The following is a 22,085-nucleotide window of genomic DNA, read 5'->3' as shown; positions in this document are numbered from 1 at the left end:
GCGCGACGCCGGGGCGCGAGTCTGGCGGTGCCCGCGTGCAGGCGATGTCGCCGCACGCGGGGAGCGCGCTCAGTTGCCGCGCATGCGGCCCTGGAAGCGCGGCGCGGTGTTGCCCATGTGCGGCAGCTTGATCCTGCCGATCTGGTCGATGCGCTGCTCGGCCATGCGGTCGGCGGCCCGGAAGGTCGGGATGCCGTCGGCCTTGGCGATCTCGAAGATCCGGCCCAGGTTGTAGTAGATGGTGCGCATCATGCGCATCGCGCGCTCGCGGTTGTAGCCGTCGAACTCGATGGAAACGTTCATCAGGCCGCCGGCGTTGACCGCGTAGTCGGGCGCGTACAGGATGCCGCGGCGCTCCAGCTCGGCGCCGCACTCGTCGGTGGCGAGCTGGTTGTTGGCGGCGCCGCAGACGATCTTGCACTTCAGGCGCGGGATGGTGTCGAGGTTGATGGTGCCGCCCAGCGCGGTCGGCGAATAGACGTCGCAGTGAACGTCGTAGATGTCGTCGGCGGCGACCGCCTCGCAGCCCAGCTCGTCGACGGCGCGCTGCACGGCGGCCTGGTTGATGTCGGTGACGAACACCTTGGCGCCCTGCTCGCGCAGCAGCTTGACGAACTCCATGCCGACGTGACCGACGCCCTGGACGGCATAGCTGTACTTGCCGACTTCCTCGTTGCCATAGACGTGGTTGAGCGAGGCCATCAGGCCCTGCAGGGTGCCGTAGGCGGTGAACGGGCTGGGATCGCCCGAGCCGCCGTGCACCTGGTGCACGCCGGTGACGTACTCGGTCTCCTTGAGCACGTATTCCATGTCGTTGACGTCGATGCCGACGTCCTCGGCGGTGATGTAGCGGCCGCCCAGGGAGTTCACGAACCGGCCGAGCGCGCGGAACAGCGCCTCGCTCTTGTCGGTGTTCGGGTCGCCGATGATGACGCTCTTGCCGCCGCCCAGATTGAGGCCGGCCACCGCCGCCTTGTAGGTCATGCCCTTGGACAGGCGCAGCACGTCGTCGAGGGCGTCCTGCTCGGTCTTGTAGGGCCACATGCGCAGACCGCCCAGGGCCGGGCCGAGCACGGTGTTGTGGATGGCGATGATCGCCTTCAGGCCGGCGTCCTTGTTGTGGCAGAACACGACTTCCTCGTGGCCCGAGGTGGCGATTTTTTCGAAGAGCATGATCACTCCGGTATCGGCATGGGATGATGCCCGCCGGCACGCCGGTCGGGCACTGGCCCGGGTCGCGCCGCGCGGCCATGCCTGGCGGCGCGGCGTCCGGGGGGCCGGCATTGTACCAGCGGCGTCCGGGCCACTCCGTACGCCCTCGTCCGGAGGACCATGGACCGTCGCGCTTTCCTGATCGCCTGGTCGCTGCTGGCGCTGGCCAAACTGGTGCTGGCGGTGGCGCTGCCGCTGTTCGGCGACGAGGCCTTCTACGCCTGGGAGTCGCGGCATCCGGCCTGGTCGTACAGCGACCTGCCGCCGCTGACCGCCTGGCTGATGGCGGTGGGTCGGCTCCTGCTGCCGGACGAGCTGGGCGTGCGGCTGCCGTTCCTGCTGCTTGGCCTGGCGCTGCCCTGGCAGGTGCAGGCGCTGGCTGCCCGCCAGTTCGGCGAGGCGACCGGCTGGCGCGCCGGGGGGCTGGCGCTGCTGTTGCCGGTCGCCGCCGCCCTGGGTGTGCTGGCCCTGCCGGACGTGCCGTTGGCGGTGATCTCGGTGGCGGTCGCGGCGACCTTCCAGCGCGCCCTGGCCGGCGCGGGGCTGCGTGCCTGGCTGGCCCTGGGGGGCTGGCTGGCCGTGGGTCTGCTGTGCCACTACCGGTTCGGGCTGGTGCTGGTTGCCCTGGCCGTGACCACGCTCCTGCTTCCGGCGGGACGGGCCAGCCTGAGGGGGCCGGGTCCCTGGGCGGCCGCGGCGCTGGCGGCGCTCGGCCTGCTGCCCCTGCTGGTCTTCAACCTGGCGCATGGCCTGGCGGGGCTGCGTTTCCAGGTGCTCGACCGGCATCCCTGGCAATGGCAGGACAGTGCCTGGCTGCAGCCGCTGGAACAGGCGCTGGTGGTCGGGCCGGTGCTGGTGGCGATGCTGCTGGTCGCCGCGTTGCGAGCCGCCAGGCGGCCGCTGGCGTCGGCGCAGGTGCCGGCCCTGCTGGCCCTGGTGCTGCTGGCCGTGGTGTTCGGCCTGGGAAGCTTCGCCGATGCCCAGCGCTTCCGTTGGCACTGGCCGCTGCCGGCCTGGCTGTGGCTGGTGCCGGTGCTGGCGCGCGACTGGCCCGCCTGGTCGCCCTGGCTGCGTCGCGCCGCGGTGGCCACCTCGGGCCTGCTGGCTGCGCTGGTGCTGGCCTGGCTGGCCGGCGCGGCGGTGCCTGGCCAGTCCGCGCGCTTGCTGGCCGGCAAGGGCTATCCCGCCAATTTCAGCGGCTGGCGCGAGGCCGCGGGCTGGGTGGCGCCGATCGCCGGCCAGGGCGGCTTGCTGGCGGCGGACAATTTCATGCTTGCGGCGGCGCTGGCCTTCTATCTGCCGGAGGATCGCCGCGGCCCGCTGTACGTGCTCGACGATCCCGCCAATGCCTGGCACGGCCGGGCCGCGCAACTGGAGATCTGGGGGGTCGACGAGGCCGCCCTGGCGGCCAGCGGCGAGGGCGGCTGGCTGCTGGCCGAAGAGACCGCGCGCCGGTTCAGCGACCGCCACGCCTGGTACCGCGACCTCTGCCAGCGGTTTTCCGGGCTGCGCCTGGACGGCCAGCTGTCGCTGGACGGTGGCCGGAAGCGCTTCGTGCGCTGGCATTTCGAGTCGCACGACGCCGATGCCGGGTGCCGGCAGGCCGGCGCGCTGCCGCCGCTGGGCTGGTTCGAGTTGCCCCGCCGACTGCCTGCGGGCAGCGACCTGGCCGGTTTCGGCTGGGTGATCCAGGCGGGCCTCGGCATCGAGGCGGTCGAGGTGCTGGTCGACGGGCGGGCGGTGGCCCGGCTGCCGCGCACGGTCGAGGTGGCCTGGCCACGCGAACGCTGGGGCGCGGTTGGCGACCCCGCCGGAGACCGGGTCGGGGTCGAGGTGCGGGTCCCGGCCGCGGCGCTGGCACCAGGGCGGCGCCGGATCGAACTGGTGGCGGTCAGGGCCGACGGCCTGCGCTGGTCGATGGGTCAGTGGCCGGTTCAGGTGGCGCACTGACCGCAACCCGGATGGCGCCGTCTGCCTGGATCAGGCGGCTGCCGGTTCGCCTTCCCCTGCCGGCCGATCTGCAGGCGGGTCGGCGGTCGCCGCCAGGGGCTCGACTCCGCCGGCGCGCAGCAGCCGGCAGGTGGCGATCAACGGCAGACCGACCAGGGCCGTCGGATCGCGGCTGTGGATGGCCTGGAACAGGGCGATGCCGAGCGCCTCGGCCTTGAAGCTGCCGGCGCAGTCGAACGGCTGCTCGCGGTCCAGGTAGGTCTCGATCCGCCCGGGGTCCAGGGCCAGGAAGCGCACCCGGGTCAGGTCGCGGGCGCGCCGCGCGCGGCCGTCCGCGCCGATCACGCAGACCGCGGTGTGGAAGCGCACCTCGCGTCCGGCGCAGGCCAGCAACTGGGCGCGGGCGGTGGCGGCATCGCCGGGCTTGCCCAGCGCCACGCCGTCCAGTTCGGCCACCTGGTCGGAGCCGATCACCACGGCGCCGGGGCGCAGGGCGGCCACGGCGCGCGCCTTGGCGGACGCCAGGCGGCTGGCAAGGCGGGCCGGCAACTCGCCGGCCCCGGCGGATTCGTCGACCGCTGGCGCCACGCACTCGAAGCGGGGCAGCAGCCGGGCGAGCAGGGCGCGGCGATAGCGCGAGGTCGAGGCGAGGACGACGGGGGCTGCGGACATGGAGGGACGACGCCGGAGGACGTCGCCATGGTGGCATGCCCGCGGGCAAACGCTTGATCAGGCGGGCATTCGTTGACGCTCATGCGCCCGGCCCGCTATCATCGCGCTCTTATGTCGCACGGACTGCCCGGGCAGGTCGATGTCTGGCGGATGGTCACGGGCCGCCGCTGCTTCAACGGCCGCCTGGACCTGGACGCGCTGACCCGCTTGCGGGACAGCCTCGCCCATGCCGACGGCACGGTCGTCTACTCGCTCGAGTTCGATGTCGACGGGTTCGACCAGGCCTACGTCGAGGTCCGCGCCAGTGGCGAGCTGCCCCTGGTCTGTCAGCGTACCCTCGAGGTGTACCTGCAGCCGGTGTCGGTCAGCCAGCGGCTGGGACTGATCCGGCGGGAGGAGCAGGAAGCTGCGTTGCCGCCGGGCTACGAGCCTTTCCTGGTACCCGCCGATGGCCTGGTGGCCCTGGCCGACCTGGTCGAGGACGAGCTGATTCTGGCCTTGCCGCTGGTCCCGGCGCGTGCCGGCGAAGACGGCGGCGACCAGGACCGTGAGGTCGAGCCGGCCCCGCGCGACGAGCGGCCCAACCCGTTCGCGGCGCTCAGGTCGCTCAAGTTGCAGTAGGATCGCCCGCCGCCCGCGCGGCTGGCGGCACAGGATGCAAGCGCAGTACGCCGGCGATGGAGCGCCGGTGACATCGTCAGGATGCACATGGATTCCCCTGGAGTTTTCTAACAATGGCTGTCCAGAAGAGCCGCAAGACCCCGTCGACCCGCGGCATGCGCCGTTCCCACGATGCCCTCAGCATCGTCCAGCTCGGCACCGACCCGACCAGCGGCGAGACCCATCGCCGTCACCACGTCACCAAGGACGGCTACTACCGTGGCCGCCAGGTGATCGCGCCCAAGACCCCGGTGGTCGAGGACGACGAGGATTGATCCGGACGGCGCGGTCTTCCATGTCCGCGCCGATCCTGGCCGCCTGCGTCCGCGCCGCACCGGCCGGATCGTGGGCGACCCCGGCAAGTCCCCGCGGCGCGACCCGGACCGGTTCCGTGCTTCGCGCCGCTGCCGTGTCCGTCGTCGGGTCGCCCGTCAGGCGCCGCCCGGCCTGCCCTGGGAGGGTTTGATCGTGCTGTATTCCCGCATCGCCGGCACCGGCAGCTACCTGCCCGACAAGGTGCTCAGCAACGCCGACCTGGAAAGGATCGTCGATACCACCGACGCCTGGATCCAGGAGCGCACCGGCATCCGCCAGCGGCACGTCGCCGCCGACGGCCAGACCACCGCCGACCTCGCCGAGATGGCGGCGCTGCGCGCCATGGAAGCAGCCGGGGTGACCGCCGCCGACATCGACATGCTGGTGGTCGGCACCACCACGCCCGACCTGATCTTCCCGAGCACCGCCTGCCTGGTGCAGGCCCGCCTGGGCGCCAACGGCTGCGCCGCGTTCGACGTCAATGCCGCCTGTTCGGGCTTCATCTACGCGCTGTCGATGGCCGACAAGTTCGTGCGCAGCGGCCAGAGCAAGTGCGCGCTGGTGATCGGCGCCGAGACGCTGACCCGGATGATCGACTGGACCGACCGCGGAACCTGCGTGCTGTTCGGCGACGGCGCCGGCGCCGTGGTGCTGAAGCCGTCCGAGGAGACCGGCATCCTGTCGACCCACCTGCATGCCGACGGCGGCTACAAGGAACTGCTGTTCAATCCGGTCGGCGTGTCGGCCGGCTTCATCGACGAACCCGGTCACGGCGTCAAGGTGAAGATGATCGGCAACGAGCTGTTCAAGGTCGCAGTGCGCGCCCTGGCACGGACTGCGGAGGAAGCGCTGGCGGCCAACGAGCTGCCGCAGGACGCGCTCGACTGGCTGGTGCCGCACCAGGCCAATCTGCGCATCATCACCGCCACCGCCCGCCACCTGGGGCTGCCGATGGAGCGGGTGATCGTCACCGTCGACCGCCATGGCAACACCTCGTCCGGCTCGGTGCCACTCGCCCTGGACGAGGCGGTGCGCGATGGTCGTATCCAGCGCGGCCAGCTGCTGCTGATGGAGGCTTTCGGCGGCGGCATTACCTGGGGTTCGGCCCTGCTGCGTTACTGACCGGGATCGCCCCGGGGGCGGGGCGGTGCGTCCGGCGAAGGCCGCATCGCCGGGCAGGGCGCCCGGACTCGGCGTGCCGGAGCGTCGGACGCCCTGACACCCGGTCGCCGGCGTCACCGCGCCCGGGTTGTCTGTCGGGTGTGAGGGTCAAGGCCGGGCCAGTGTCGCCCCGACCCGGCTATCAAGGGAGATCGTCTTGGTCACCAAACTCCAGATCGACGGCCAGGTCGCCTGGCTGAAGCGCTACGAAGGCGGCTCCCGGCGTTTGCGCCTGGGACTGCTCGACTGGTGTGCGCGCCGCCTGGGCCTGGCGCCGCTGAGGCCACCCCCGCACCGGGTCGGTCCTGCGGCCCGCGATACCGAGCAGCGCCGCATCGACGAACTGGCCTCGCAGGGTGCCCGCGTGCCGCGGGTTCTCGGGGCCGGCCGCGACTGCCTGTTGCTGGCGGACATCGGGCCGACCCTGGCGGCATTGTTGCGCCAGGCCGATCCGGACGGCGCCGACCGCCTGGTCGCCGACGCCGCGGCTGCCGTTGCGCGCGTGCATGCCGCCGGTGGCTACCTCGGCCAGCCGCTGTCGCGGAACATCGCGATCGGGCCGGCAGGAGAGGTGGGGTTTCTCGATTTCGAGGAGGATCCCGCCGAGGTGATGCCGCTGGCGCACGCCCAGGCCAGGGACTGGCTGGTGCTCGCCGCCGGCCTTGGCCGCCACGCCCGTCAGGATGCCCAGACCCAGGCGGCCCTGCTGCGCCCCATGCTGGCCTCGGGCACCGCCGAGGTGCGCGGCCTGCTCGCCGACAGCGTGGCCCGGCTGCGTCCCGTCGAATTCACGGCCGACCTGCTGGGTCGACGCGCCAGCGCGCTGAGCCGGGCCGTGCGCGCGCTGCGCGCCGCCCTCGTGCTCTGGCTGCCTGTGGCGCTGGGCATCCTGCTGCTGCTGGGCCTGGATCTGGCCGGCGACGGCGAACTGGATCTGCTGCCGCTGTTGGGCGGCCTGCTGCTATGAATGTCCGGTGCGCTTCCCCGGCCATCCCCGCGCCGGCCCGTCGTTTTCGTCCGCCAGGCGCCGCGCCCGCCCGTTTCGCCGCACAGTGCGCCGCCGCCCGACGTCGGTGACGCGCGCCCCACCTGACCCCAGACGCCTGCGACTTCCGACCAGAACAGGACCGGCCATGACCCAGACAGCCCAAGACCTCGCCTTCGTGTTTCCCGGCCAGGGCTCCCAGAGTCCCGGCATGCTCGGGTCGCTCGCGCAGCGCCATGCCGAGGTCGGCGCCGTCTTCGCCGAGGCGTCGGAAGGCGCCGGCATCGACCTGTGGGCGATCGCCGCCGCGCCCGACGATGCCCGCCTCAACCAGACCGAGTTCACCCAGCCGGCGCTGCTGGCTGCCGGCATCGCGGTGTGGCGGGTCTGGCAGTCCCTGGGTGGCCCGCTGCCGGCGCGCCTGGCCGGCCACAGCCTGGGCGAGTACAGCGCCCTGGTCGCCGCCGGGGCGCTGTCGCTGGCCGACGGCGCCCGCCTGGTGCGCGAGCGCGGTCGACTCATGCAGGCGGCGGTCCCGGCCGGTGCCGGCGCGATGGCGGCGGTGCTGGGCAGCGAGGACGCGATCGTCGCCGAGGCCTGTACCGATGCCGCCGATGTCGGGGTGGTGGTGCCCGCCAACTTCAATTCGCCCGGCCAGGTGGTGATCGGCGGCGAAACTGCCGCGGTCGACCGGGCCATCGCCCTGCTTGCCGAGCGCGGCGTGCGCAAGGCAATGAAGCTGCCGGTCAGCGTGCCCTCGCACACGCCGCTGATGCGCGAGGCCGCGCAGGCGTTGGCGCAGGTCATGGCCGGCATGGACTGGCATGCGCCGTCGCTGCCCGTGGTGCAGAACGTCGACGCCGGGGTTGCCGGCGACGTCGCCGCGATCCGCGACGCCCTGGTGCGGCAGCTTCACCAGCCGGTGCGATGGACCGACTGCGTGCAGGCCCTGGCGGCCGCGGGTACCACCCGCATCGCCGAATGCGGCCCCGGCAAGGTCCTGGCCGGCCTGTGCAAGCGCATCGACAAGTCCCTCGACGTCCGCGCCCTCGGCACACCCGAAGACCTCGACGCCACCCTCGCCACCTGGCGCTGAGCCGCTCGCGCGATCACCTGTCCCCGGTCCCCGGTCCCCGGTCCCCGGTCCCCATTGAAGCAGGAGCCCCAATGAACGACATTCTCAAAGGCGAGATCGCCCTGGTCACCGGCGCCAGCCGTGGCATCGGCGCCGCCATCGCCGATGCCCTGTCCGCCGCCGGCGCCCGCGTGGTCGGCACGGCAACCAGCCAGTCCGGCGCCGACGCCATCACCGCGCGACTGTCGGCGCTGCCGGGCGGCGGCGAGGGCAGGGTGCTCGATGTCGCCGACGCCACGGCGTGCGAGGCGCTGCCCGAAGCGGTCGCCAGCGAGGTCGGGCCGGTCTCGATCCTGGTCAACAACGCCGGCATCACCCGCGACCAGCTGCTGATGCGCATGAAGGACGACGACTGGCAGGCGATCCTCGACACCAACCTGACCCCGGTGTTCCGGCTCTCGCGTGCCGTGCTGCGCGGCATGATGAAGGCGCGCCGCGGACGGATCATCTCGATCGCCTCGGTGATCGGCCTGACCGGCAATCCGGGGCAGGCCAACTACGCGGCCGCCAAGGCGGGCATCATCGGCTTTTCCAAGTCGCTGGCCCGCGAGATCGGCAGTCGCGGCATCACCGTCAACGTGGTCGCGCCCGGCTTCATCGAGACCGACATGACCCGCGCCCTGCCCGAGGCGCAGCGCCAGGCCCTGCTCGGCGGCATCGCGCTGGGCCGCCTTGGCGCACCGGAGGACATCGCCCAGGCCGTGCTGTTCCTGGCTTCGCCGGCGGCAGCCTACGTGACCGGCGAGACCCTGCACGTCAACGGTGGCATGTACATGGCCTGAGGTGCCAGGGCGGAGCGACGTGCCGGCCTGGCGTGGCGCTTGCGGGCGCGGGCGGACCTTGCGCCGGGCCGGGCGAGGGCTTTCCTCCCCGCGCGGCCGGGCCGCGTCAAGGCCTTGTGCAGGGACTCGGGGGGATGCTCTACAATCCGCCCTTCGTTCAACCACGCAGAGGTCGTGTCACGTATGAGCAGCATTGAAGATCGCGTCAAGAAGATCGTGGTCGAGCAGCTCGGGGTCAAGGACGAGGAGGTCACGCCCAGCGCGTCCTTTGTCGACGACCTCGGCGCGGACTCCCTCGACACCGTCGAGCTGGTGATGGCGCTCGAGGAGGAGTTCGAGTGCGAGATCCCGGACGAAGAGGCCGAGAAGATCACCACCGTCCAGCAGGCCATCGACTACGTCAAGGCCCACGTCAAGGCCTGAGGCCGTTGACCCGACGCGTCCGCGCCGCCGCCGGCGCGGGCGTCGTCCCCGCACCCGCATTCCGCGCTCCGCGGCTTCCGCCCGGCCGGATCCGTGCCACGTCCCCGCAGTGATACCGCCATGATGAGCAAGCGTCGCGTCGTCGTCACCGGCCTGGGCATCCTCTCGCCCGTGGGCAACACCATCGAGTCCGCCTGGACGGCGCTGCTGGCCGGCCGCAGCGGCATAGGCCCGATCACGCGCTTCGACGCCACCGGCTTCGGCACCCGGATCGCCGGGGAGGTCCGCGACTTCGACCCGGCGCAGTTCGTGCCGGCGAAGGACGTCAAGAAGATGGACCCGTTCATCCACTACGGCGTGGCGGCGGGACTGATGGCGCTCGAGGATTCCGGCCTGGCGATCACCGAGGCCAACGCCGAGCGGGTCGGTGCCGCGGTCGGCGCCGGCATCGGCGGCATCGGCACCATCGAGAAGACCCACGAGGCGCTGATGACCGGCGGCCCGCGCAGGATCTCGCCGTTCTTCGTGCCCAGCTCGATCATCAACATGATCGCCGGCCACCTGTCGATCATGAAGGGGCTGAAGGGCCCCAACATCGCCGCGGTGACCGCCTGCACCACCGCCACCCACTGCATCGGACTGGCGGCCCGGCTGATCGCCTACGGCGATGCCGACGCGATGATCGCCGGCGGCGCCGAGTGCTCGACCACGCCGACCGCGGTCGGCGGCTTCGTGTCGGCGCGCGCCCTGTCGGCCCGCAACGACGAGCCGGAGAAGGCCAGCCGGCCCTGGGACGTCGGCCGCGACGGCTTCGTGCTGTCCGACGGCGCCGGCCTGCTGGTGCTCGAGGAGTACGAGCACGCCCGCGCCCGCGGCGCCCGCATCTATTGCGAGCTGGCCGGATTCGGCATGAGCGGCGATGCCTACCACATGACCGCGCCCAGCGAGAACGGCGAGGGCGCGGCGCGCTGCATGGTCAACGCCCTGCGCGATGCCGGCATCGAACCGGCCGAGGTGGACTACATCAACGCCCACGGCACCTCGACGCCGCAGGGCGACATCGCCGAGGCGATGGCGGTGCGCACGGTGATGGGCGACCACGCGGGCAAGGTCATGGTCAGCTCGACCAAGTCGATGACCGGCCATCTGCTGGGTGCTGCCGGCGGCGTCGAGGCGATCTTCACGGCGCTCGCGGTGCACCGCGGCGTGGTGCCGCCCACCATCAACCTCGACGAGCCCGATCCCGCCGTGGCCGGCCTCGACCTGGTGCCACACACCGCGCGCCAGGCGCGCGTCGATGTCGCCTTGTCGAACTCGTTCGGCTTCGGCGGCACCAACGGCACCCTGGTGTTCCGCAGCCTCTGACCTCACCCGGGCCCGCGTCGCGGCCGTGATCGCGCAGCCCGCGCCAGCGCACGGCGATCCGCTGGCCCTGGTCGCGGCCGCTCCGGAACGCTATCCGGCGTTCCTGGAGAGCGCCGCCGAAAGTCCGCGCACCGGCACGCTCGACCTGCTGCCGGTGGCCTCCGGGGAACGCATCGTGCTGGGCGCCGATGGCGTGGTGCGCGACCAGGGCGGCCGTGTCATCGGCAGCGATTTCGCGGCCGCTCTCGACGCCGCCTTCGCGGCCGCAGGCCCCGCCCCGGCACGACCGGCCGGTCTGCCCTTCGCTGGGGGGTGGCTGCTCTACCTGGGTTACGAGGCGGTCGCGCAGTTCGAGCCGGGGCTGCGCCTGCCCGTTTTCGAGGGTGCCGGACTGCCGGTGGCGCTGGCCCTGCGGACACCGGCGGCCTGGCTTAGGCCACGGCCGGCGGGCGACGCCGTGCTGGTCGCCGAACCCGGCCATGCGGCGCTGTGCCGGCGTCTGGCAAGCGACCTCGATACCTGCGCCGAATCCGCCTCGGCCTCGAACCTGCCCGGGCTCGAGGCCCTCGACGAGGACCCGCCGGAGCGTTTCCTGGCGGGCGTGGCGCGGATCCTCGAGTATCTGCGGGCGGGCGACGTGTTCCAGGTCAACCTGTCGCGCGCCTGGCAGGCGCGCTTCGCCGAGGCGCCGGATCCCGTGGTCCTGTACCGCTGCTTGCGCGAGGCCAGCCCGGCACCGTTCTCGGCACTGCTGAGGTTCGCTGGCGCCGCCCTGCTCAGCGCCTCCCCCGAGCGGCTGCTGCGCGTGCGTGGCACCCGCATCGATACCCGTCCGATCGCCGGAACGCGTCCGCGCGGCGCGGATGAAGTGAGCGACCGCGCGCTGCTGGCGGAGCTCATCGGCCATCCCAAGGAGCGCGCCGAGCACGTCATGCTGATCGATCTGGAGCGCAACGACCTGGGCCGGGTCTGCCGGCCCGGCAGCATCCGCGTCGACGAACTGATGGCGCTGGAGAGTTACAGCCACGTCCACCACATCGTCTCCAACGTCAGCGGCGAACTGCGCCCGGGCACGACCCCGGGCGCGATCCTGCGCGCCCTGTTCCCGGGCGGCACCATCACCGGCTGCCCCAAGGTGCGCTGCATGGAGATCATCGCCGAGCTGGAGGGCACCGGGCGGGGCCCATACACCGGTGCGATCGGCTACCTGGACCGCAGCGGCGACATGGACCTCAACATCCTGATCCGCAGTGCCTGGCAGCAGGGGCGGACGCTGGGCTTCCGCACCGGTGCCGGCATCGTCGCCGACTCGGTACCGGCGCGCGAGCTGGCCGAGACGCGCAGCAAGGCCGGCGGTCTGCTGGCCGCGCTCGGACACCGATGATGCGTGGCGCTGCCGCCTGCCTGGTGGACGGCCGGCCGGCGAACCGGCTCGCCGTCGACGATCGCGGTCTTGCCTATGGCGACGGCCTGTTCGAGACGATCCGCTTCGTGGCCGGCCAGGCGCCCCTGTGGGCGGGCCACATGGCCCGCCTGGCGCGCGGTGCCGCGGGCCTGGCGCTGACCTCGCCGCCCGCCGCGACCTGGCTGGCCGAGGCCGCGCGGGTCGCCGCCGGGCGCGACTGCGTGGTCAAGCTGGTGCTGACCCGCGGCAGCGGCCGTGGCTATGCCGCGGGCAGCGCGGCCGGGGCACGGCGCGTCGTGCAACGCCTGCCCTTGCCCGAGACCGCCGCGGCGCTCTACCAGCGCGGACTGCGCCTGCGCTGGTGCCGGCTGCGCCTGGCCCGGCAGCCGGCGCTGGCCGGCTTCAAGCACCTCAACCGGCTGGAGCAGGTGCTGGCGCGCTCGGAGTGGCGCGATCCGCGCATCGACGAAGGCCTGTGCCTGGACACCGACGGCAATGTGGTGTGCGCAACTGCCGCCAATCTGTTCCTGGTCCGCGACGGCGTGCTGGCCACCCCGGCGCTCGATCACTGCGGCGTTGCCGGCGTCGCTCGTGCCTTTCTGCTCGCCCGGGCGCGCCGGCGCTGGCCGGTGCAGGTGCGGGCGCTGCGACCGGCCGACCTGCAGGCGGCCGACGAGCTGTTCCTGTGCAACGCGGTGCGTGGGGTGATGCCGGTACGTGCCCTTGGCACGCGCCGCTGGCAACCGGGGCCGGTGACCGCCGCCCTGGGCTACACTCTGGCGGCACGCGGCATCGGCTTGCCGCCCACGCTGCCACGACGCAACCGATGACCCCTCCGCACCGATCCGCGCGCGGCTGGATCGGCAAGGTCCTGCTGCTGTTACTGCTGGTCCTGGCCGCTGCCGCCACGCTCGCCTGGCTCGACTACCAGCGCTTCGCGCGCACGCCGCTGCCGCTGCCCGACGAGGGGGTCGTGCTCGAGGTGCCGCGCGGCCAGTCGTTGCGCGGCATCGTCGGGCAACTGGCCGAGCGCGGCCTGACGCCGGCCTGGCGCCGCCACTGGTGGCAGGCGCTGGCCGTCGACGACGGCGTGCTGCGGCGCCTGCAGGCCGGCGAGTACCTGCTGGAACCCGGCCTCGATCCGCGCGGCCTGCTCGACCAGCTCGCACGCGGCCGCGTCATCCAGTACCGCTTCACCATCGTCGAGGGCTGGACCTTCGCCGACCTGCGGCGGGCGCTGGCCGGGCAGGCGGCAGTGACGCAGACCGTGTCGGACCAGGCCGATGCCCAGGTGATGGCGATGCTCGGCCGCGAGGGCGAGCACCCGGAAGGCTGGTTCCTGCCCGAGACCTACACCTACCGGCGCGGCACCAGCGACCTCGACCTGCTGCGCCAGGCCCATGAGGCGATGCGCCAGGCGCTCGACCAGGCCTGGGCCGGACGCAGCGAGGCGAGCGTCGTGGCCAGTCCCTACGAGGCGCTGATCCTGGCCTCGATCATCGAGAAGGAAACCGGCGTCGCCGACGAACGCCGGCGCATCGCCGGCGTGTTCAGCCGGCGGCTCGCCATCGGCATGCGCCTGCAGACCGACCCCACCGTCATCTACGGCATCGGCAGCGGCTTCGATGGCAATCTGCGCCGGCGCGACCTGGACACCGATACGCCCTACAACACCTACACCCGGGCCGGCCTGCCGCCGACCCCGATCGCCCTGCCGGGCCGCGCCGCGCTGGCCGCCGCGCTCGATCCGGCGCCGGGTCGCGAGCTGTACTTCGTGGCCCTGGGCGATGGCAGCGGCGGCCACGATTTCTCGGAAACCTATGCGCAGCACCAGGCGGCGGTGCGTCGTTACCTGGCGCGGTTGCGCGGCGGCAGCGGCCGATGAGCCGGGGCCGGCTGATCACCCTTGAGGGCGGCGAGGGCGCCGGCAAGAGTTCGGCGCTGGCCGCCTGCGAGGCGCACCTGCGCGCGCACGGTCTTGACGTCTTGCGCACCCGCGAGCCGGGCGGTACGCCGCTGGCCGAGCGCATCCGCGAGCTGGTGCTGGGGGCCGGGGCGGGCAGCATGGCCGCGGAAGCCGAGTTGCTGCTGGTGTTCGCGGCGCGCGCCGAACATGTCCGCGCCCTCATCGCCCCGGCGCTGGCACGCGGCACCTGGGTGCTGTCCGATCGTTTCACCGATTCCAGCTATGCCTACCAAGGCGGCGGTCGCGGCCTGCCGGCGGCGGACATCGCCTGGCTGGAGCGGTTCGCCTGCGGCGCGCTGCGCCCGGACCTGACCGTGCTGCTGGACCTGCCGGTCGCCGAGGGGCTGGCACGGCTGGCCGGGCGCGGTGCGCCCGATCGCATCGAGGGCGAAGCCGAGCCCTTCTTCGAGCGCGTGCGGGCGGCCTTCCGGCAGCGTGCAGCCGCCGAACCGGGGCGCTTCGCGGTGGTCGATGCCGGCCGCCCGCTCGCCGAGGTGGCCGGGCAGATCCGCGCCGCCCTGGATGCCTTCCTGGCGCGCCAGGTCGGGCAGCCATGAGCGGGCATCTGGCGCCCTGGCTGGCACCGGCCTGGCAACGCTTCTGCGCGGCGCTGGCGGAGGATCGCCTCAGCCACGGCGTGCTGCTTGCCGGCGAGCCCGGCCTGGGCAAGCGCCTGCTGGCCGACGCGATGGTCGCGCGCCTGCTGTGCGAGCGCGCCGGTGGCGATGCGCCGGCCTGCGGCCAGTGCCGCGGCTGCACCTGGCGGGCCGCCGGCAGCCACCCCGACCTGCACCGGCTGGCGCCCGAGGAAGACAGCAAGTTGATCAAGGTCGCGCAGGTGCGCGCCCTGATCGGCCGACTGCAGCTCACCGGCCAGACCGGCGCCACCCGGGTCGCCCTGATCGATCCTGCCGACGCCATGAACGCGGCGTCGCAGAACGCCCTGCTGAAGACGCTGGAGGAGCCGCCGGCCGGCGTCATCGTGCTGCTGCTCAGCGATTCCCCCGGACGGTTGCTGGCCACCGTGCGCAGCCGCTGCCAGACGGTCGCGGTGGTGCGTCCCGGACCGGAACAGGTGGCGCAGTGGCTGGCCGGGCAGGGCGTGACGGTACCGGCGCTGGCGCTGGCGCTGGCCGGCGGCCATCCGGCCACGGCGCTGGCCTATGCCGATCCGGATCGCGCCCGGCAGGCACAGGCGGTGGCCGAGGATCTGCAGCGCCTGGCCGATGGGCGCGCGCAACCCCTGGCGGTCGCGCAACGCTGGGCGAGCTCGCCGGTGCAGCACGTCGATGATGCGATCGCCTGGCTTCGCCTGTGGGCCTGGCAGGGTCGGGGCCAGGTGCAGCCCGGACCGCCGCCGCCGTCGCGGGAACTGGGCGCCCTGGTGGCCAGCCAGGCGGCTGCCGTGCAGTTGCGCGAACGCCTGGCCGCGCCGCTGCGTGCGCTCTGGCTGCTGCACGAATGGCTCGAAGGCTGGCGCACGGCGCGCTGAGCCGGTCGCGCCGTGCCTCACGCCGGCAAGGTGTCCGACCCCTGCGCTGCACGCTGCGGGAACGTGGCTTAGACGACCGGGCGCCTTGCTTCCGGGCGGTTGACCGGCAAGGCCAGCGGCCTTCGCGGATCGCCCCGGATCAGTCCCCGGCCGAAGGATCCGCGTCCGGGACGTCCTCCGCGGCGGCCTCGGGCACGAAAGCGGGGGTGCCGTCGCGGAACAGGGCGACCGCCGTCCAGCGTCCCTCCTCGCGCTGCACCCTGCCGGTGCGCGGCAGGACCTCACCCGGCGCCAGCCAGGTGATCACCGGCGCCGTGGGGTCGGGATGGGTCAGTACCGGGCGTGGTGCATCGCTGGCCGCCAGCTCGCCGGCAGCCGGCTCGATCCGATAGTCCAGTCTTGCCAGACGCACCTCGTCGGGCGCGTACAGATAGCCGGGCACGATGCCGCCAGCGGCTTCGGTGCGTTGCAGGGCCGCAACCTGGATCCAGTCGTCGCCGACCAGGCCGGTCACGGCATAGCTTTGCCGCGGCGCCAGTTCCCCGGCAGCCAGTGCCCGCTGGTCGGGCAGGGTGAACAGGGGCAGCGGGTTCTCCCGGAAATTGATCAGGCGCGTCATCGGTGCCGGCGCCACGGCGGCCGGCCCGTCGGCCAGCACGATCCGGCTGCGCGATTCGGTGGCGCTTCCCCCGCGGCGTGCCTGGACCTGGGGCAGCAGCCCGGCCAGGCCGTCGCCCAGGCCGGGCACGACTCGCAGCCCGCTGCGGCCCTGGAACACGAAGGTGGGGGTCACCGTCAGGTCCAGCTCCAGCAGACCCGGCAGCCAGGCGTTGACGTCGAGCAGGGCGTAGCCGAGGTCGTCGGTGGCGGGGGGTGATGCGCCGGCATAGACCTGCCCCAGCGTCTCGGCATCGTCGACCGCCAGCAGCGCGCCGGCGCCGCCGGCACGGGTGCCGACCAGCAGCCAGCGCAACTGCACGCCATCGCGATGGCTGCGGCTGTCCGCGAACAGGCGCGCGCAATAGCCGCAGTCGGTGCTGGCGATGACATAGATGTGCCGGTCGCTGGCCTCGCCGTCGGCAAGCCAGGCGGCATGGTCGAGCACCGCCAGCAGGCGGCCGGCCCGCCCGGTATCGTCGATGACGGTGCCCTGGGCCATGAGGGCGCCCGGCAATGCCAGCGTGGCCAGCGCAAGGATCAGCGCGGCGGGACCCATGGAGCTGCGGCAGATGTTCATGCCGCCACTGTAGGAAACGCCGGCGACCGCCGTCCACGGGTCCGAGGCGTTGCACGGTATCCGGGTTCAGGTTGGCGGGGGTCCGCGCAGCCGGTGCCGAGTGTCCGGGCTTGGCCCCAAGGCGGATTGCGAGCAGCCGGACACCGCACCGTCGCGCGGTCGGGACGGCAAGCGACAGCCGGCGGCGGACAGCGCGCCTGCCCGGCACTCCGCATACGGCAGCAGGGCGCCCCGACACGGGCCGAGGGTCCGCGACGGGCCGGCAGCCTGGTGCCCTGCAGGCGGCGGGCGGGTACGATCCAGCCAGGCGCAACGCCCCGACACCGACAAGGAGACTGCGATGTTCACCGGCATCCTGGCTGCGACCGATTTTTCCGCGGATGGCGAGCTGGCACTGGAACGCGCCCTGCATCTGGCGCCGGCCACGGCCAGCGGCACGGTGACGGCGCTGCATGTGGTCGAGGCCGGGCCGCTCAGCGTGCTGCGCAGCCTGCTCGGTGAGCCGGGCGAGGCCGAGCGCCTGGCCAGGGACGGCGCGACGCAACGACTGCACGCCTCGCTGTCCGCGCTGTCCGCGCTGGCGGCGCAGTCCGGCGCGAAGGTCCGTCCGGAGGTCCGCGTCGGAAGGCTGCTGCCGGAGGTGCTCGATGCCGCTGCCGGCGACGATCTGCTCGTGGTCGGCGCGCGGGGCCACCACGCATTGCGCCGCAGCCTGGGCGGCAGCACGCCGGCGCGCCTGGCACGCGCCGGCCGGCAGGCGGTGCTGGTGGTGCGGCGGCCCGTCGCAGGTCCCTACTCGAAGGTGCTCGCAGCCCTCGACCTGTCCGATGCCGCAGCGCGCATTCTTGCCGCAGCGCGCTGGGTCGCCGGCCAGGGCATTCAAGCTGTGCACGCGCTCGACTTCACGCTGGGCGTGGCGATGGCGCACGCAGGCGTCAAGCGCGACGCCATCGAATGGCACCGGCAGCGGGCCCTGGCGGAAGCACGGCTGGCCCTGGTCCAGAAGGTCGCCGCGGCAGGCTTTGGCGATGAAGTCGAGAGCGTGGTGCATGAGGGCTATCCGACCAGCGTGCTGATGGCGCAGATCGAGGCAAGCGATGCCGACCTGCTGGTGCTGGGCAAGCAAGGCGGCTCGGCGCTGGACGCGCTGTTTCTGGGCAGCGTCAGCAACCACCTGCTCGCCGAGGCGCCCTGCGACGTGCTGATCGTTCCGTAGGGGGGGGGGCAGGGCAGCCAGACCGCTGCCGGCCGGAGCGGGGGTACGCGCGTCCGGGTCGGTCGCGCAGCCAGCGCGCGTGCGCGGCGGAACGGCCCCGCGCCCCGGGCGAACGCGCGGCTTCCGGCGCGGCCGGCGCGCAGACGGCACAATGGCGGGCCCGGACCGGTCCGGTCGTCGCAAAGGAGATGCGCGTGGTCCCCGAAAACAAGCCGAAGTCGCAGCTGCACAGTGCCGGCAAGCGCGGCGCCTCGATGGCCGACATCGCGCGCCTGAAGGACCCGGAGATGGCCACCCCGGCCGCCGCGCTGGCGGCGCTGAAGGCCGGCAACGAGCGGTTCTTCAGCGGCCGCGCCACGCGCCCGGAACTCAACGCCAACGAACGCCGGGCGCAGATCATCGAGCAGACGCCCTTCGCCACCATCCTGGCCTGCAGCGACAGCCGGGTTCCCGTCGAGATCGTCTTCGACCAGGGACTGGGCGACCTGTTCATCGTCCGGGTCGCCGGCCATGTCTGCACGCCGGCGACCATGGGCAGCCTGGAGTACGCCATCACTGCCCTGAAGTGCCACCTGATCGTGGTGATGGGCCACGAGGGCTGCGGCGCGGTGCGCGCCGCCATGCTGCCGGCGGAGGAAACCGCCCAGCAGCCGGAAAATATCCGCTACCTGCTGGACGCCATCCGGCCGGCGGTGGCGGAGGTGCCGGCCCTGGTCGACGAGAAATCGCGGATGCGCGAGGCCGTGGTGCGCCACGTGCTGGCCCAGGTGGAATCCGTGCAGTCCAGCCGGGTGGTGGCGCAGGCGGTGGCGGCGGGCCGGGTCGCCGTGGTCGGCTGCTATTACGAGATCGGCTCGGGGGCCGCCGACTTCTACTGCGACGAGGAGCTCCTGGCGGACGAGGCCACCTCCTGATGCCGGGTCGCGCGCTGTGGCAAACTCGGCGCCAGCGCCGCGTCCCTGTCCGCAGGGCCGAATCGGCCAACGCGGGACAGCCGGGCAGGGCCGGCACCGGTCGAGAGGGGTAGACGACATGCAGTTGGGCGGCAAGCGGCAGGCGATCCTGCCGGTCGAGATCCGGGACAAGGCGGCGCTGTACGCGGCCTACATGCCCTCGATCAAGGGTGGCGGCCTGTTCGTGCCCAGCGCCCAGGGGTTCCGGCTCGGCGACGAGGTGTTCCTGCTGGTGCACCTGCACGAGGAGGGCGACCGCCTCCCGGTGTCCGGCAAGGTGGTCTGGGTGACGCCGCAGGGCGCACAGTCGGGCAACCCGGCGGGCATCGGCGTGCAGTTCAACGACGGCCCGGACGGCGAGGCCGCCCGGGCGCGCATCGAATCGGTGCTGGGCGCCCAGCTCAACGCCGACAAGCCGACCCTGACCATGTGACCCGCCGCGCCCGGGTGCCGGGCGCGACGGCAGGTCCTAGCAGCTTGTTGAAAAACGACCTTCCTGGTCGTTTTTCAAGTCGCCCGTCCGGCGAAGGTCCGGACGGGCTCCCGTCGAATCAACTGCTTACGCACTTGCTTCGCCGAGCGGCCATCCATGGCCGCCGCCAGCAGGCTGTTTTTCAACAGCCTGCTAGGTCCGCGGTCAGCGCGGCAGCGCCTCCCAGCCCGGGCGGGGTGCGAAGCGCGGGCCGTGTTTCTTGGCCAGCGCCTGCAGGCGCGCCACCACGGCGTCGGCGCCCACGGTGCGTATGTGCTGCATGGGACCGCCCAGGAACGGCGCGAAGCCGGTGCCGAAGATCACCCCGGCATCGAGCTCGTCGGCGCTGGCGACGATGCCCTCGTGCAGGCAGGCCACCGCCTCGTTGAGCATCGGCAGGATCAGGCGGTCCTGCAGGTCCGGCGGCGGCACGTAGTGCTCGGGCAGCGGCGGCTTCACCGCCTTGCCCTCGGTCCAGACGTACAGTCCCTCGCCGTCCTTGCGGCCGCGCTTGCCGGCGGCGACCAGGTCGTCGATGCCGCCCGGAAGCTCGACGCCCAGGGTCGGCGCGATCACCGCGCCGACATGGGCGCAGACGTCCAGGCCGACCTGGTCGGCCAGCTCCACCGGCCCCATCGGCATGCCGAAATCCTTCGCCGCGGCATCGATGGCGCGCAGCGGCACGCCCTCCTGGCGTAACCGGAAGGCTTCCAGCAGGTAGGGGAACAGGATGCGGTTGACCAGGAACCCGGGCGCGCTGTTGACCGCCAGCGGCAGCTTGTCGTGGCCGCGCACGAAGCCGAGCGCGCGCTGGAAGGCGGTCGCATCGACCTGGTCGTGGCGCACCACCTCGACCAGGGGCAGCATGGCCACCGGGTTGAAGTAATGCAGGCCCAGGAATTGGCCGGGCCGCGCCAGGCCGGTGCGCAGCTCTTCCAGAACGATGCTCGAGGTGTTGCTGGCGAGCAGGGCGCCCGGTTTCATGCGCGGTTCCAGGGCCGCGAACAGGCCGCGCTTGGCCTCGGGCTTTTCGACGATCGCCTCGATCACCAGGTCGGCATCCGGCACCCGCGCGCCCTCGGGGTCGGCGCTCAGCCTGGCCAGCGCCGCGGCGACCCGTTCAGGGGTCTTCAGGCGCCGCTCGTACAGGGTGCGGGCACGCCCCAGGGCACGCTCGATGGCCGCGCCGTCGTTGTCCTGCAGGCTGACCGTGAAGCCCTGCAGGGCGGTCCAGGCGGCGATGTCGCCGCCCATCACGCCGGCGCCGACCACGTGGACGTGGCCGATGCCGTGCTCGATGCCGGCCCCCTGCGCCTTCAGCGCCTCCTGCAGGAAGTAGACGCGCACCAGGTTGTGGGCGGTCGGCGTGGCGGCCAGGCGCACCACCGAGCGCGCCTCCGGACGCAGCGCGCCGCGCACGCTGCCGCCGTGCCTGCGCCACACCTCGAGCATCGCGTACGGAGCCGGGTAGTGCGTTCGGCGCGCCTTGCCGGCGATCTGCTTGCGCATCATCGGCGCCAGCACCTGGCGCGCCGGCCAGGTGTTGGTCGCCCAGGCCAGGGCGCGTTGCCGCAGCGGCCGGGCCGGGCGACGCCGGAGCAGTTCGCAGGCGGCCTCGAGCAGGCGGTCGGCAGGAACCACCTGGTCGACCAGGCCGATCGCCCGCGCCTTGCCGGCGGCCACCGAGCCACCGGCCAGCATCAGCTTCATGGCCTCCGGCGCGCCGATCAGGTGCGGCAGGCGGGCCAGGCCGCCCCAGCCCGGATGGATGCCGAGCTTGACCTCGGGCAGGCCCAGGCGGGTCTCCGGGGTGTCGGCCGCGACGCGGTAGCGGCAGGCCAGCGACAGCTCCATGCCGCCGCCGAAGCAGTGGCCGTGAATGGCGGCGACGGTCGGGCAGCGCAGCGATTCGATGCGCGAGAACACCCGATGGCCGCGGTCGATGGCATCGCCGGTGGTGCCCTCGGCGAAGAAGCGTTCGAACTCGGAGATGTCGGCGCCCGGCGAGAAGCCGGCCGGCTTGGCGGAGATGAACACGACGCCCCTGGGCGGCTCGATCGCCAGGCGCTCGACCAGTTGTCCGAGCTCGTCGATCAGCGCGCTGGCCAGTGCGTTGACCGGCTTGTCGGCGCGGTCCAGGGTGATGACGACGATGCCGTCCTCGCGGATTTCGGTCCGGCAGTGCTGGGGGCGCAGTCCCTCGAACATGGGTCAGGTGCTCCGTGCGTTGACCCGACAAGTGTCGCATACGGCCCCGCGCCCGGGCGTGCCTCGAGTGGCCCGCAGCCTGGGTGTTGGGTCATGGGGCGTCAATAAAAACAGTGCAGTACAGACAAGTTCTCGTGCGAACTACGAGCTGCCCACGGACGTCCGCAGGGACCCGACCAGTGTCGAGTCTCAGTGCATTGACGGGGAGCAGGGAGCAGGGAGCAGGGAGCAGGGAGCAGGGAGCAGGGAGCGGGAGGCGGGAGGCGGAAAGCGGGAAGCGAGAAGCGAGAAGCGAGAAGCGAGAAGCGGGAAGCGGGAAGCGAGAAGCGAGAAGCGAGAAGCGGGAAGCGGGAAGCGGGAAGCGGGAAGCGGGAAGCGGGAAGCGGGAAGCGGGAAGCAGAGCGCGCGCTGCTCCCGACCCTTCAGGGCGACCTGATTGGCGTCGTGTCTCAGCCACCGCCACAGCCAGGCCCGCC

The 22,085-nt window shown here is 72.7% G+C and carries 21 protein-coding genes; 17 read left to right on the top strand and 4 right to left on the bottom strand.

The features are described 5' to 3' along the window. Positions 1–69: 69 nt before the first annotated feature. Complete coding sequence (locus tag KF823_12030; GenBank protein ID MBX3726631.1) at positions 70–1,173, bottom strand: Glu/Leu/Phe/Val dehydrogenase; 1,104 nt, start codon at positions 1,171–1,173, stop codon at positions 70–72. 159 nt (positions 1,174–1,332) lie between these two features. Between KF823_12030 and KF823_12025 the strand changes: the two genes are divergently transcribed. Further along, a complete protein-coding gene (locus KF823_12025; GenBank protein MBX3726630.1) occupies positions 1,333–3,162 on the top strand; it encodes a glycosyltransferase family 39 protein in 1,830 nt (609 codons plus the stop codon). A gap of 30 nt (positions 3,163–3,192) precedes the next feature. Here the strand turns inward: KF823_12025 and maf are convergent, their stop codons facing one another. Further along, complete coding sequence (gene maf / locus KF823_12020; GenBank protein MBX3726629.1) at positions 3,193–3,834, bottom strand: septum formation protein Maf; 642 nt, start codon at positions 3,832–3,834, stop codon at positions 3,193–3,195. A gap of 111 nt (positions 3,835–3,945) precedes the next feature. On the opposite strand from maf, the gene KF823_12015 reads away from it, so the two are divergent. From KF823_12015 to holB, 13 genes are all read left to right on the top strand, one after another. Next, positions 3,946–4,455: a DUF177 domain-containing protein gene (locus KF823_12015; GenBank protein ID MBX3726628.1), complete on the top strand. Its 510-nt coding sequence runs from the start codon at positions 3,946–3,948 to the stop codon at positions 4,453–4,455. Positions 4,456–4,568: 113 nt separating this feature from the next. Continuing rightward, on the top strand, positions 4,569–4,769 hold the full coding sequence (rpmF, locus tag KF823_12010; GenBank protein ID MBX3726627.1) for a 50S ribosomal protein L32: 201 nt from the start codon (positions 4,569–4,571) through the stop codon (positions 4,767–4,769). Between the two features lie 196 nt (positions 4,770–4,965). Beyond that, positions 4,966–5,931, top strand: coding sequence for a ketoacyl-ACP synthase III (locus KF823_12005; protein MBX3726626.1), 966 nt, complete (start codon positions 4,966–4,968; stop codon positions 5,929–5,931). Positions 5,932–6,127: 196 nt separating this feature from the next. Next, on the top strand, positions 6,128–6,937 hold the full coding sequence (locus KF823_12000) for a serine/threonine protein phosphatase (GenBank protein ID MBX3726625.1): 810 nt from the start codon (positions 6,128–6,130) through the stop codon (positions 6,935–6,937). A 166-nt stretch (positions 6,938–7,103) separates the two neighbouring features. After that, entirely contained in the window at positions 7,104–8,051 is a 948-nt protein-coding gene (gene fabD / locus KF823_11995) for an ACP S-malonyltransferase (protein ID MBX3726624.1), read from the top strand. Positions 8,052–8,122: 71 nt separating this feature from the next. Further along, complete coding sequence (fabG, locus tag KF823_11990) at positions 8,123–8,872, top strand: 3-oxoacyl-ACP reductase FabG (GenBank protein ID MBX3726623.1); 750 nt, start codon at positions 8,123–8,125, stop codon at positions 8,870–8,872. A gap of 183 nt (positions 8,873–9,055) precedes the next feature. Further along, entirely contained in the window at positions 9,056–9,295 is a 240-nt protein-coding gene (gene acpP / locus KF823_11985) for an acyl carrier protein (protein MBX3726622.1), read from the top strand. A gap of 123 nt (positions 9,296–9,418) precedes the next feature. Continuing rightward, positions 9,419–10,660, top strand: a complete 1,242-nt coding sequence (gene fabF / locus KF823_11980; protein MBX3726621.1) for a beta-ketoacyl-ACP synthase II — start codon at positions 9,419–9,421, stop codon at positions 10,658–10,660. Continuing rightward, positions 10,593–12,044, top strand: a complete 1,452-nt coding sequence (locus tag KF823_11975) for an aminodeoxychorismate synthase component I (protein MBX3726620.1) — start codon at positions 10,593–10,595, stop codon at positions 12,042–12,044. Before fabF ends, KF823_11975 begins: the two co-directional genes overlap by 68 nt. Next, a complete protein-coding gene (gene pabC / locus KF823_11970; protein MBX3726619.1) occupies positions 12,044–12,895 on the top strand; it encodes an aminodeoxychorismate lyase in 852 nt (283 codons plus the stop codon). Before KF823_11975 ends, pabC begins: the two co-directional genes overlap by 1 nt. Next, positions 12,892–13,950, top strand: coding sequence for an endolytic transglycosylase MltG (mltG, locus tag KF823_11965; GenBank protein ID MBX3726618.1), 1,059 nt, complete (start codon positions 12,892–12,894; stop codon positions 13,948–13,950). Before pabC ends, mltG begins: the two co-directional genes overlap by 4 nt. Then, positions 13,947–14,588: a dTMP kinase gene (locus tag KF823_11960; protein MBX3726617.1), complete on the top strand. Its 642-nt coding sequence runs from the start codon at positions 13,947–13,949 to the stop codon at positions 14,586–14,588. The genes mltG and KF823_11960 overlap by 4 nt, the downstream gene beginning before the upstream one ends. Then, positions 14,585–15,523, top strand: a complete 939-nt coding sequence (gene holB / locus KF823_11955; GenBank protein ID MBX3726616.1) for a DNA polymerase III subunit delta' — start codon at positions 14,585–14,587, stop codon at positions 15,521–15,523. Before KF823_11960 ends, holB begins: the two co-directional genes overlap by 4 nt. 139 nt (positions 15,524–15,662) lie before the next feature. Here holB and KF823_11950 read toward each other — a convergent pair whose 3' ends face one another. Then, positions 15,663–16,760, bottom strand: coding sequence for a hypothetical protein (locus KF823_11950; protein ID MBX3726615.1), 1,098 nt, complete (start codon positions 16,758–16,760; stop codon positions 15,663–15,665). Positions 16,761–17,100: 340 nt separating this feature from the next. Here KF823_11950 and KF823_11945 point away from each other — a divergent pair, with 340 nt between their 5' ends. The 3 genes from KF823_11945 (at position 17,101) to KF823_11935 (ending at position 19,362) form a co-directional block, all read left to right on the top strand. Further along, complete coding sequence (locus KF823_11945; protein MBX3726614.1) at positions 17,101–17,976, top strand: universal stress protein; 876 nt, start codon at positions 17,101–17,103, stop codon at positions 17,974–17,976. A 194-nt stretch (positions 17,977–18,170) separates the two neighbouring features. Then, a complete protein-coding gene (locus KF823_11940) occupies positions 18,171–18,890 on the top strand; it encodes a carbonic anhydrase (GenBank protein MBX3726613.1) in 720 nt (239 codons plus the stop codon). A gap of 118 nt (positions 18,891–19,008) precedes the next feature. Next, positions 19,009–19,362 carry a PilZ domain-containing protein gene (locus tag KF823_11935; protein ID MBX3726612.1) on the top strand — a complete coding sequence of 118 codons (354 nt, stop codon included), beginning with the start codon at positions 19,009–19,011 and terminating at the stop codon, positions 19,360–19,362. A 204-nt stretch (positions 19,363–19,566) separates the two neighbouring features. On the opposite strand, the gene KF823_11930 is transcribed toward KF823_11935, so the two are convergent. Further along, on the bottom strand, positions 19,567–21,609 hold the full coding sequence (locus KF823_11930; protein MBX3726611.1) for an enoyl-CoA hydratase/isomerase family protein: 2,043 nt from the start codon (positions 21,607–21,609) through the stop codon (positions 19,567–19,569). Between the last annotated feature and the right edge of the window lie 476 nt (positions 21,610–22,085).

The organism is Lysobacterales bacterium (assembly GCA_019634735.1).
Taxonomy (GTDB): Bacteria; Pseudomonadota; Gammaproteobacteria; order Xanthomonadales; family UBA2363; genus Pseudofulvimonas.
Note: the sequence above shows the minus strand (reverse complement) of the source record. Positions and strands in the feature narration are given on the sequence as shown.